The 11590-nt window shown below is 75.9% G+C and carries 8 protein-coding genes, 1 pseudogene and 1 riboswitch; of the genes and pseudogenes, 4 read left to right on the top strand and 5 right to left on the bottom strand.

The window, feature by feature from the left end; translation table 11 throughout:
- The 5 genes from J7E86_RS30535 to J7E86_RS30515 form a co-directional block, all read right to left on the bottom strand.
- Positions 1–1769 (bottom strand): ABC transporter ATP-binding protein (locus tag J7E86_RS30535; protein WP_215086064.1); only part of this gene is annotated, 1769 nt, incomplete at its 3' end.
- A 141-nt stretch (positions 1770–1910) separates the two neighbouring features.
- On the bottom strand, positions 1911–2045 hold the full coding sequence (locus tag J7E86_RS30530; RefSeq protein ID WP_215086063.1) for a SapB/AmfS family lanthipeptide: 135 nt from the start codon (positions 2043–2045) through the stop codon (positions 1911–1913).
- Positions 2046–2057: 12 nt separating this feature from the next.
- Positions 2058–4685 carry a class III lanthionine synthetase LanKC gene (gene lanKC / locus J7E86_RS30525; RefSeq protein WP_215086062.1) on the bottom strand — a complete coding sequence of 876 codons (2628 nt, stop codon included), beginning with the start codon at positions 4683–4685 and terminating at the stop codon, positions 2058–2060.
- Between the two features lie 114 nt (positions 4686–4799).
- Positions 4800–5063, bottom strand: a complete 264-nt coding sequence (locus J7E86_RS30520; RefSeq protein WP_215086061.1) for a ferredoxin — start codon at positions 5061–5063, stop codon at positions 4800–4802.
- Positions 5063–6529: an aldehyde dehydrogenase gene (locus J7E86_RS30515; RefSeq protein WP_215086060.1), complete on the bottom strand. Its 1467-nt coding sequence runs from the start codon at positions 6527–6529 to the stop codon at positions 5063–5065. Before J7E86_RS30515 ends, J7E86_RS30520 begins: the two co-directional genes overlap by 1 nt.
- Before the next feature lie 280 nt (positions 6530–6809).
- Here J7E86_RS30515 and J7E86_RS30510 point away from each other — a divergent pair, with 280 nt between their 5' ends.
- The 4 genes and pseudogenes from J7E86_RS30510 to J7E86_RS30495 form a co-directional block, all read left to right on the top strand.
- Positions 6810–7841, top strand: a complete 1032-nt coding sequence (locus J7E86_RS30510) for an MBL fold metallo-hydrolase (protein WP_308312787.1) — start codon at positions 6810–6812, stop codon at positions 7839–7841.
- A gap of 53 nt (positions 7842–7894) precedes the next feature.
- Positions 7895–7982: riboswitch (cobalamin riboswitch) on the top strand.
- 211 nt (positions 7983–8193) lie between these two features.
- A complete protein-coding gene (locus J7E86_RS30505; RefSeq protein WP_215086058.1) occupies positions 8194–9471 on the top strand; it encodes a prenyltransferase/squalene oxidase repeat-containing protein in 1278 nt (425 codons plus the stop codon).
- On the top strand, positions 9468–10142 hold the full coding sequence (locus J7E86_RS30500; RefSeq protein WP_215086057.1) for an SCO2322 family protein: 675 nt from the start codon (positions 9468–9470) through the stop codon (positions 10140–10142). Before J7E86_RS30505 ends, J7E86_RS30500 begins: the two co-directional genes overlap by 4 nt.
- Positions 10139–11242: pseudogene (locus tag J7E86_RS30495) on the top strand (CbiQ family ECF transporter T component); the annotation flags it as partial. The gene J7E86_RS30500 and the pseudogene J7E86_RS30495, both read left to right, overlap by 4 nt.
- Positions 11243–11590: the final 348 nt, after the last annotated feature.

Below are 11590 nucleotides of genomic sequence, written 5' to 3'. Positions count from 1 at the left end.
CCGGCCGCGGCCCGTACGCCCGGGAGCGCCCCGGTGGCGCCCTCCCCGGCCGCCTCCTCGTCCCCTTCCTCGTCCGCGAACACCGCCCGGTACTCCGGCAGTTCCCACAGGTCCGCGTGCCGGCCCACGGCGCGGACGCGGCCGTTCTCCAGCCAGGCGACGCGGTCGGCGCGGGCCGCCGAGGAGACGCGGTGGGCTATCAGCAGGCGGGTGCCCGCCCGGACGTCGCGGACCAGGGCCCGGCCCACCTGTACCTCGGTGACGCTGTCCAGGCTCGACGTGGCGTCGTCGAGTATCAGCAGCCGGCCCGCGTGGGCGAAGGCCCGGGCCAGGCCGAGGCGTTGCAGCTCGCCGCCCGACAGGGGGGCGTCGGCGAGGGCGGTGGCGCGTCCGCCCGGGAGCAGCCGGATGAAACCGTCCGCGCTGGCGGCCCGCGCCGCGGCCTCGACCTCGGCGTCGCCGGGTTCGTACGGGCCGAAGGCGATGGCCGCGCCGACGGTGTCGCCGAACAGGGCGGGCCGCTCGAAGGCGTAGCCGATCTCCCGCCGCAGCAGCGTGGGGTCGGCCTCGGTCAGCGGCACGCCGTCGAGCAGCACCTGCCCCCGGCCGGGGTCGGCCAGCCGGCCGGCCACGGCGGCCAGGACGGACTTGCCCGCGCCGGAGCGGCCGACGACCGCCGTCGTCGTGCCGCCGGGCACCAGCAGGTCGACGCCGCGCAGCACCTCGCGGCCGCCGTGGGTGACGCTCACGTCGCGCAGTTCGAGCTGTCCGGGGCCGCCGGGCGGCAGGGGCCGCCTGCCGTACGGTACGGCCGGCAGGGCCAGGAGTTCGGCGGTGCGGCCGGCGGCGGCGCGGCTGCGGACCAGGGCGTTGAGCTGTCCGGCCACCGAGCCGATGCCGGCGGCGAGGGCCGCGTACCGGGAGGCCGCCAGGAGTTCGCCGACGCTCAGGCCCCCGGCGGCCAGGCGTATCCCGCCGACCGCGAGGACGGCCGTCTGGAGCAGCGGCACCAGGATGCCGCCCTGGACGACGGCCCGGCCGTACACCCGCCACATGCGGCGGCCCTGCGCGCTCAGTTCGGGCAGCGGTGCCAGCACCCGGTCGCGTTCGCGTGCGGCGGTGCCGGCGGCGGCCACGGTGCGGGCGCCGCCGAGGGCCTCGACGAGCCGGGCGGCGATCTCGCCCTGGACGCGCTGGTAGCGCGCGACGCTGTCGGAGGAGCCGCGGGCGAAGGCGCGCAGCAGCAGGAAGAGGGCGGGGGCACCGGCGAGGAAGACGGCGGCGAGCCAGGGGTCGATGAACGCCAGGGCGATGAGGCCGCCGAGGGGGGCGAGGAGGGACGCGGCTCCGGCGGCGGCGGTCGCCGGGGCGGTGCCCGCCTCGGCCGCGTTGCCGGTGAGCCGGGTGACGAGGTCGCCGGCGGTGAACCGGGAGGCGTGCCGGGGCCCGGCGGCCAGCAGCCGTGCCAGGCCGCGGCGGCGCAGCCAGGCGGCGGCGCGCGCGTTGGTGGTGCCGGTGACGAAGGCGTCCAGGGCGTCGAAGAGGACCTCGGCGCCGATGAGGGCGGCGCACAGGGCCGTCCACAGGGCGAGGGAGTCGCCGCGGCGGAGGATCAGGTCAAGGGTGTGCCCGAGTGCGGCGGGCAGGGCGAGGGCGCAGGCCGCGGCCGCCGTGCTGAACAGGAAGATCGCCGTGGTGCGGCCGGCGCTGTGGCGGGCGGCGGCCAGCAGCAGGCGGCCGGCGTCCGGGGTGTGCGGCGTCGTGGCCATGCGCGGTGGTCCTCGTCCGTGGGCGGGGCCGGCGGGGGTGCGAACCGGTCCCGGACGGCGAGCCGCCCGGGACCGGTTCGACCGTGCGGTGGTTACGGCACGGTCTCGCGTGGCGGTCGGCCGACCGCCGTGCGCCGGTGGTCAGTTACAGGTGACGACCGACAGGCTGCTGTCGCCGCAGAGCAGCAGGCTGGCGCGGCTGCCGCCGCCACCGCCGCCGTTGACGTGCTCCTCGGTCTTGGGGGTTTCCATCGTCTGCAGGTCGAGAAGGGTCATGATGTGTTCCTCTCACTCGTGGGGACGGGTGTTTTCGGTACGGCCCCGGAGGACCGGCTCTGAGGGCCGCCGGAGCGGCGGGAGGAAGGGCAGGTGCACCGGGGTGGGGTGCAGGGCGCTGCCCAGCGCGAGCAGGCAGCCGGCGGTGCCGGTGGCCAGGTCCATCGACAGGCGCATCATCTGCTCGCCGGGGAAGGCCAGGTGGCCTCGGTAGGGGACGGCTCCCCAGGACAGGGAGCCGATCTGCCGGCGCAGGTCGGCCGGTCGGGTGCCGGGGCCGCCGGCCGTGGTGCGGCTCAGGTACAGCACCATGCCCGCGGTGCCCCGGAAGAGGCCGGGCTGGGCGTAGAAGGTGGCCTGGGCGGCCCGTACGATCCGGCCCCGCGCCTGGGCGAACTCCGCGTCGGGCCGGTGGGCGAGGTAGTCGTCCAGCAGCATGCCGATGCCGACGCTCCCGGCGCCGAGGTAGGGCATGGTGCGCCAGCCCTCGTCGACCTGGAGGACGTCGCCGGTGCCGAGCACGCAGCGGGCGAGGTCGCGGCGGAGGGCGTCGGCGGCGCGGTCGAGGAGTTCGGGGGCGCCCGTGCGTTCGTACAGGCGCAGGAAGAGCAGAGCGGTGCCGGTGGCGCCGTGGAGGAGGCCCGCGCGGGGCTTTCCGGCCGTTGCACCGGTCGGCCGGTCGGTGATCAGCCGCGCGCAGCGCAGGGCCGCGTCGTGGAGTGCGCTCTCGCCGGTGGCCGTGGCCAGGGAGTCGAGGGCGAGGCCGATACCGGCGAGGCCGCTGTGCAGGTCGGGGGCAATGTGGTCCCAGTTCTGGGCGGTGATCGTCTCGGCCAGTTCCAGTGCGCGGGCGCGGTGGCCGAGGCGTTCGAGGACCCAGGCGACGCCGGCGAGCCCGTCGTAGAAGCCCAGCGGTGTGCCGGATTCGGGGCTCTTGGTGTGGCGCAGCAGCCATTCCTCGGCGTCGGCGCACCGCTCGCGGCCGCCGGTCGCGTCCAGGGCGTACAGCACGCCCGCCGCGCCGTGGGCGAAGCAGATGCCGCCGCCGGTCTCGAACTGGGCGATGTCGCCGGGGAAGAAGCGGTCCTCGCGCCGCGGGGTGGCCGAGGCCAGGACGGCCTCGGTCATCGAGTCGCGGCTGTGCGGCCAGTCGGCGGGGGCGACGGGCAGGTAGCCGGCGGCCGGGGCGAGGGGCGTGCTTCCCCGTACGCCGCGCGGCCCGTGGACGATCTCGGCGACGGCCTCGTCGAAGTACCCGGCCGGCACGGGGAACTGCTCCGCCGCGATCCGGGCGAGGTGCGCGGCCTTGTTCCGGTCGACGGCGAACAGGCTCGTCAGCGGCAGGAAGAGGGCGATGCGCAGGCAGGCGAGGGCGTAGCGGTCGACGTCGAAGCCCTTGCGGTCGGCGGGGGCGACGAAGCCGGGGCTGGCGACGGTCTGGCGGCGGCCCTCGTCGATGTGCCCGGCGGCCTCGAAGTCGAGGAGCACGACCGACCGCTCGTCCTCGGCGACCATGATGTTGAACAGGTGGAGGTCGTTGAAGACGACGCCGCGCGCGTGGATGGCGTCGACGGCCTCCTCGACCAGCCGGTACATCCGTATCGCCCACTCGGTGTACTCGGCGAGCCGCTCGCGCCCCGGGTCGGGGTCGATGAGCGGGTGCCGCCGGGCGAAGAAGGAGTTGAGCGGCCGGCCCTCGACGAATTCCAGCACGAGGAAGTGGTGGTCGCCGAGGGTGACGTAGTCGTGCACCTCGGGGGTGCAGGGCAGCCCGGACAGCCGCCGGAGGGCGTCGCGTTCGCGTCGCAGCCGGGTGACCGCGTCGGCGCCGTCGGCGGCCAGGCCGGCGTGCGGGCGGCCTTCCTTGAGGACGACCTTCCGGTCGTCGCGCAGGTCGGTGCCGACGTAGACGCCGCCGCCGTTGGAGAAGTGCAGGGCCCGGTCGATCCGGTACGGGATGTCGCTGACCTTCGTGGCCGAGCGGGCGGCGAGGTGCGGGGCGAGGAAGCCGGGGAGGGTCAGCCACTCCGGGACGTGGAAGGCGGGCTCGCGGCGGTCGGGCACGAGGACGCCGTCGGCGTTCTCGATCGCCGGGCACAGCTCGCCCCGGTCGTCGTAGCAGTGCCGCAGGGTGAAGCTGCCGTAGCGCAGGTGCACCGGCCCGTCCCCCCAGCGCAGGTCGGTGAGGATGTACGGGCCCGCCTCGCCGGCCAGCAGCGCGTCGAGGTCCTCGGCGATTGCGCGGCAGCGCTCGTCGTCGGCGGGGTAGACGGTGATGAACTTGCCGCTGCCGCCGCGGTCGGCGTACTTGGCGTTGCGGGTGAGCAGGAGGTAGGGGCTCGGGACGCACTTGAAGGCGATGCCCCTGGGCACGCAGTAGTCGCGGACCGCGGCGAGGATCCGTTCGGCGTTGTCCAGGCACGCGGAGACGTGGATCTTCCAGCCCTGGTCGGGCAGCCGGGCGTCGAGGGGCCGGAAGGCCAGCCAGTCGCCGGTGCGGTGGCGCTGCCATCCCTCGGGGGGCTCGCGCCGGGCCGTCGGGTACAGGGCGGACGGGCCGTCGCCGTCGGTCGGCAGCCGGTGCGGGGCGTCGTAGAACTGCCGGTCCGCGTCGCAGTAGACGGCGTACCCCTTGTTCATCTCTCCCCCTCGGCCGGTGACGTCGAGAGCGTTCCACGCCGTCACCGGGGAGGGACAGTCACATCCGGCATGAACACACCATGAGGAACGCATGAGTAACAACGCCGCGTGGTCTCAACGGCCGGGCTCCTCCGGCGGGAAGACCGGCTCGCCCGTGGCCGCCAGGGCGAGGGCGATGGCCTCGACCGGGCAGTTCTCGGCGGCGGTGAGCACCGCCTCCGACGCGCCGGTCTCCCGCGCGACGGGGTGCGAGCGCCGCGCCGCGTCCAGCCGGAACGCCCCCGGCGCGGTGGCCGCGCACAGGCCCGAGCCGACGCACAGCCCCCGGTCGACGGTCACCCGCCAGGGCCGCTCCGCCCCGGACGGAGCGCCGGCCATCAGCCCTCCCCCGTCCCGTGCCCGGCGGGCAGGTGGATGGTCTTGAGCTCCTGGTAGGCGGCGAAGCCCTCCGGGCCGAACTCCCGCCCGATGCCGGAGTCCTTGAAGCCGCCGAAGGGCCCGAGCATGTCGAGGCTGAAGGTGTTCACGGAGTACGAGCCGGTGCGCACCCGGCGCGCGATGTCGAGGCCGCGCTCGACGTCGGCGGTCCACACGCTGCCGGACAGCCCGTACTCGGAGTCGTCGGCGATGCGTACGGCCTCCTCCTCGGTGTCGTACGGGAGCAGGCAGACGACCGGCCCGAAGATCTCCTCCCGGGCGACGCGCATGGTGTTGGTGACCTCGCCGAGGAGCGTCGGCTCGACGTACCAGCCGGTCTCCTGGGCGGCGGGCCGGCCGCCGCCGGCGAGGACCTTGGCGCCTTCCCGCTGTCCGAGGGCGATGTAGTCCAGGGACCGGCGCCGCTGGCGTTCGGCGACGAGCGGGCCGATCTGGGTGGCGGGGTCGAGCGGGTCGCCGACGACGAGGGCGCCGGCGGCCGCGGCGAAGCGTTCGGCCAGCTCGTCGTAGTGGGCGCGGGGCGCGAGGACGCGGGTCTGGGCGACGCACGCCTGGCCGTTGTTCATCCAGGCGCTGGGCACGATGCCGACGACGGCGGCGGACGGGTCGGCGTCGGGGAGGATGACGGCGGCGGACTTGCCGCCGAGTTCGAGGGTGACGCGGGTGAGCCGGCGGGCGGCGACCTCCATCACGCGTTTGCCGGCCGCGACGGATCCGGTGAAGGAGACCTTGTCGACGCCGGGGTGCCCGACGAGGTACTCGCCGGTCTCCCGGCCCGCGGGCAGGATCGACAGCACGCCTTCCGGCAGACCGGCGGCGGTGACGATCTCGGCCAGCAGATAGGAGTCCAACGGGGTCTCGGGCGACGGCTTGAGCACCACCGAGCAGCCCGCGAGCAGCGCGGGCGCGAGCTTCGCCGCCGCCGTGAACTGCGGTACGTTCCACGGCACGACGGCCGCCACCACGCCGGCCGGCTCGCGCCGCACCAGCAGGGGCCCGAGGACGCCGGCGCGCCGTTCCTCGTAAGGGATGTCGCGGGCGACCGCGAGGGCGCTGTCCCAGACCATCACCGCGCCGAGCGCCTGGGCCAGGACGCTCCAGGAGCGGGGGGAGCCGTTCTGGGCGGAGATGGACTCGGCGAGTTCCTCGTGGCGGGCGAGGACGCCGTCCTTGATGCGGGTGACGACCTCGATCCGTTCGGCGAGGGGCCGGCCGGCCCAGACACCGGAGTCGAAGGAGGCGCGGGCCGCGGTCACGGCCCGGTCGACGTCCCGGCGGGTGGCGTGGGGTACGCGTCCGATGACGCGCTCGGTGTGCGGCGAGACGACCTCGATGGTCTCCCGACCGGCCGGGTCGGTCATGGTGCCGCCGATGAACAGCTGCCCGTACTCGACGATGTCGCGCATGTCGGTGCCCTCCGCGAGTCGGCGGCGGCCGGGCCGCGTCCGCCGAGCCACGGCGCGCGCCCCGGGCCGCGTCCACCGAGCCACCGGATCTGACACTGCATCAGAACTGATAGCAGGTCTCGTTATAGTGGGCAATGGACGAAGTCGTAGCGGACGGTGGCGGGCAACGGACGAGGTCACGGCGACGGGGGAAACGACCATGCCGGATGTACCGGAACGGCCGCAGGGGGGCGGGGGTCCGGAGGGGCGGGGACCCGTCGAACGGCCGGAGGCCGACACCGTGACCGATCACGGCGGCGGTGTCCATTCCCTGCGCGTGCCGATTCCCGACAACCCCCTCGGCCACACCCTCGTCCACCTCCTGGACACCGACCGCGGCCCGGTCCTGATCGACACCGGCTGGGACGACCCCGCCGCCTGGGACGCCCTCACCGCCGGGCTCGCCGCCTGCGGCACGGACGTCGCCGAGCTGTACGGCGTGGTCATCACCCATCACCACCCCGACCACCACGGGCTGTCCGGCAGGGTCCGCGAGGTGTCCGGCGCGTGGATCGCCATGCATCCCGCCGACACCCACCTGGTCCGCCGCGTCCGTGCCACCACGCCCGTCCAGTGGCTGGACCTCCTCGCCGAGAGGCTCACCGCCGCCGGCGCCCCCGACGACCACTTGGCCCGCGTCGCGAGGGCCCGTGCGCGCACGTCGTCATCGGAGGGCTTCCCCGGGCACCGGGCCGCCCTGCCCGACCGGCCCATCACCGCCGGCGAGCTCCTCGACCTGCCCGGCCGCCGGCTGCGCGCCGTCTGGACCCCCGGCCACACGCCCGGCCACGTCTGCCTGCACCTGGAGGAGGCGCACCCGCGGGGCCTGGCGGGCAACGGCCGGCTCTTCTCCGGCGATCACCTCCTGCCCGGCATCACCCCGCACATAGGCGTCTACGAGGATCCGCGGGACCCCGTGCGCACCGACCCCCTGGGCGACTACCTGGCCTCCCTCGAACGCGTCGCCCGCCTGCTGCCCGCCGAGGTGCTGCCCGCCCACCAGTACGCCTTCACCGACGCCGCCGGCCGCGTCCGCGAGCTCCTCGCCCACCACCACGCCCGCCTCGACGCCCTGCGCGCGCTGCTGGCCACGCCCCGGACGCTGTGGCAGCTCACCGAGTCGATGCGGTGGAACCGCCCCTGGTCGCGCATCCCCCACGGCTCCCGCACCATCGCCGTCGCCGAGGCCGACGCGCACCTGCGTCACCTCCTCCTGCTCGGCCACGCGGAGGCGCTCCCGGGCGGGGCCCCCGTCAGATACGTGGCGCGATGAGGGCCGCGCGGGGCGACGGCTAAAGTGTCGGTCACAACTTCATCCCGCCTCGGAACGGGGAAAGCCGGTGCGAATCCGGCGCTGACCCGCAACCGTGACCACGGCCCGCCCCCGCGGCCGGCCGTGGGAGCCGGACCACCCGGTCCCGGGCGGCAAGGCTCCCGGAGCCGGTCGTGCCGCCCGTCGGCGCCGCCCGGCCCACCGGCCCCGTCGAGGTGTGCGGTGCCGAGCCCGGTGCCACCGCGCGACGTTCGCGGAGGGGCTGCCGTGCGCGGCCGAGGACCCCGTACCCCGCGGGCCGACCCACCACAGGCCGACCACCGCAGTGACACCCACCGAGAGGCACCGACCCATGGCCCCCTCCCCCGCCGTCCACGCGCGCCGCGGCGCCGCGGCCCTGGCCACCGCCGCCGTCCTGAGCGCGGCCGTGGCCCCCGCCGCCTTCGCCGACGCGTCCCCGTCGCCGGCGGCGAGCGGGCAGTACGGCACGACCGACCCGAGGTTCGACGGTGTCTTCCGGCAGTCGCTGGCCTTCGTCGCCCAGCACGCGGTGGGCGTCACGCCGGCGGCGTCGGCGGTCGACTGGCTGGCCAGGCAGCAGTGTGCTGACGGCGGCTTCCCCAGCTACCGGGCCGACACCGCGAAGGCATGCGACCGCAGGACGGGGGAGTTCACCGACGCGACGGCGGTCGCCGTGCAGGGCCTGGTGGCCGCGGGCGGCCGAGCCGAGGCGGTCACCAAGGGTCTGGACTGGCTCAAGGCCCACCAGAACGACGACGGCGGCTGGGGCGCTTTCCCCGGCTCCGGCAGCGACGCGAACTCCACCTCCATCGCCCTCGGCGCGTTCGCCTCGGCCGGCCAGGACCCGGCGAAGGCCGCCGCGAAGAACGGCAAGAACCCCGTCGAGACGCTCCTGACCTTCCAGCTCGGCTGCGACGCCAAGGAGGCCGAGCGCGGCGCGTTCTCGTACCTGAAGGACAAGGACGGCCTGCGCGCCGACAGCCTCGCCAGCGCGGCCGCCGGGCTGGCCGTCCGCGGCAAGGGCTTCCTCGTCGACCCGCCGAAGAAGGACGCCGACCAGCCGCTGAAGCCGCTGGAGTGCCCCGCCGACGCGGCCGACGACGCCGACCGGGCCGGGCCGAAGGACGCGGCCGGCGCGGCGGAGGCCGTCGACGGCTACCTCGCCGCGACGCTCGACAAGAACGGCGGTTACCTCCTGCCGTCCATGTTCGGCGACCCGGCCAAGCCGGACCAGGGCACCACCGCCGACGCCGTTCTCGTGCTGGCCGCGGGCGGGCACCGCGAGGCCGCCGCGAAGCCGCTGAAGTGGCTGGAGTCCAAGGAGAGCGGCACGGCCACCTGGGCCGCGAAGAACCCGGGCCGCCTGGCCAAGCTCGTCCTCGCCACCCGCGCCGCCGGCGGCGACCCGCGCTCCTTCGGCGGCACGGACCTGGTCTCGCAGCTCAACGCGACCGGCCCGGCGGCGGACGCCCGCCCGACGGGGCACGACGACGAGAAGAAGAAGGACGACGACGGCTTCGGCATCTGGTGGATCGTCGGCGTCTTCTTCGTCGCGAGCGTCGGCGCGGGCTTCCTGATCAGCGGCCGCAGGAAGAAGCAGCAGCTGTGACGTCCGTACGCGGCGGGCGCGCCCTCGGCGCGCTGCTGCTGGCCGGGCTGTTCGCCGTGACCGGCATCGCGCCCGCGCACGCGGCGGGCTACCGGTACTGGTCGTTCTGGCAGGGCTCCGGCGCCGGCTGGGCCTACGCCACGCAGGGCCCGTCCGGCGCGCGGCCGGGCGACGGGGAGACCGTCGGTTTCCGGTTCGCCGTCAGCCAGGACTCCAAGGACGCCGCGAAGCCGCGCGCGGCGGCGGACTTCGGCGCGGTGTGCGACCGTACGCCCGCCGAGGACGGCACCAAGCGCGTCGCGGTCGTCCTCGACTTCGGTACGGCCGCCGACGCGCCCGAGGGCGAGAGCCCGCCCGCGGCGCGGACGGCCTGCGCGCGGGTGGGCGGCGACGCGAGCGCCGCCGAGGCGCTCGCGGCCGTCGCGAAGCCGCTGCGGTACGACTCGGCGGCGCTGCTGTGCGCGATCGCGGGCTATCCGCGGACGGGCTGCGGCGAGCAGGTGAGCGGCAACGGCAGCGGCAACGGCGCGAAGAAGAGCGACGCGCCCGCGAAGGCGGACGGCAAGGACGACGGCGACAGCGGCCCCTCGGCCGGTCTGATCGCCGGCGTCGCCGCCGTGGTCGTCCTCGGCGCCGCGGCCGCGTGGCAGGCACGCCGACGCCGCGGATGAGCCGGCTGACCACGCCGCCGGGGTCCGGCGGCCGGACGAGCGCGCCCCTGACCGTACGGGCGTCCGCGCTGCACGCGGGCGCCTGGTGGGTGTGGGCGCTGGGCCTGGCGACGGCAGCGTCGCGGATGACGAACCCGCTGCTGCTGGGCCTGCTGGTCGGCGTCGCCGGTTACGTGGTGGCGGCGCGGCGCACGGACGCGCCGTGGGCCCGCTCGTACGGGGCGTTCCTCAAGCTCGGGCTGGCCGTGATCGGCATCCGGCTGGTCTTCGCGATCGTGCTCGGATCCCCGATCCCCGGAACGCACACGCTCGTCACCCTTCCGGAGGTTCCGCTTCCGGACTGGGTGAAGGGAGTGCGCGTCGGGGGCCGGGTGACCGCCGAGGGTCTGGTCTTCGCCCTGTACGACGGCCTGAAGCTGGCGGCGCTGCTGGTCTGCGTCGGCGCGGCGAACGCGCTCGCCAACCCGGCCCGGCTGCTGAAGTCCCTGCCGGGCGCGCTCTACGAGGCGGGGGTGGCGATCGTCGTGGCGATGACCTTCGCGCCGAACCTCGTCGCGGACGTCCAGCGGCTGCGCGCCGCCCGCCGGCTGCGCGGCCGTCCCGACCACGGCTTCAAGGCCCTGCTGCAGGTGGGGCTGCCGGTACTGGAGGGCGCGCTGGAGCGTTCGGTGGCGCTGGCGGCGGCGATGGACGCGCGTGGCTACGGCCGTACGGCCCAAGTGCCGCGCGCGGTACGGCACACCACGACGGTGCTGACGCTCGGCGGGCTGCTGGGCGTCTGCGCCGGCACGTACGGACTGCTGGCCGACACGGGCGCGGGCTACGGCCTGACCGTGCTGGCCCTGGGTCTCGCCGCCGCGCTGGCCGGCCTGTGGCTCGGCGGCCGCCGCTCGGTCCGCACCCGCTACCGCCCGGACCGCTGGGGCGCCCGCGCCTGGCTGGTGTCGGGTTCGGGCGTGGCGGTGGCGGCCCTGATGATCTGGGCGAACACCTACGCCCCGGGCGCACTGCACCCACCGGCGGTACCCCTGACGGCTCCGGAACTGCCCCTGTGGCCGGCGGCGTCGATCCTGCTGGGCCTGCTCCCGGCGACGGTGGCCTCCGGCCGGGAGACCACGACGGGGGCCGGGGCCGGTCCCTCGGCGGGGGCCGAGGCCGGTCCCTCGGCGGCGCGCGGCGGGGCGCGGCGTGACGGCGACGGACCGGGCACACGGGTCCGGTACGGCTTGGCCGCCGGCCGGGGCGAGCAGGCCGGGCGCGACTGCCACAGCGAGGCCACACCCCACGGCGACGATGGCGCACCGGGCCGGTACGGCTCGGCCGCCGGCCTGGACGAACCGGCCGGGCGCAACCGGCACAGCGAAGCCACGCCCCACGGCGACGGGCCCGGAGCACCAGGGCGGTACGGCTCGGCCGCCGGCCTGGGCGAACCGGCCGGGCGCAACCGG

Origin of the sequence: Streptomyces sp. ISL-11 (assembly GCF_018614525.1) — a bacterium.
In the GTDB taxonomy this organism is placed as follows: domain Bacteria; phylum Actinomycetota; class Actinomycetes; order Streptomycetales; family Streptomycetaceae; genus Streptomyces.
This window is presented reverse-complemented; position numbering and strand designations above follow the sequence as displayed.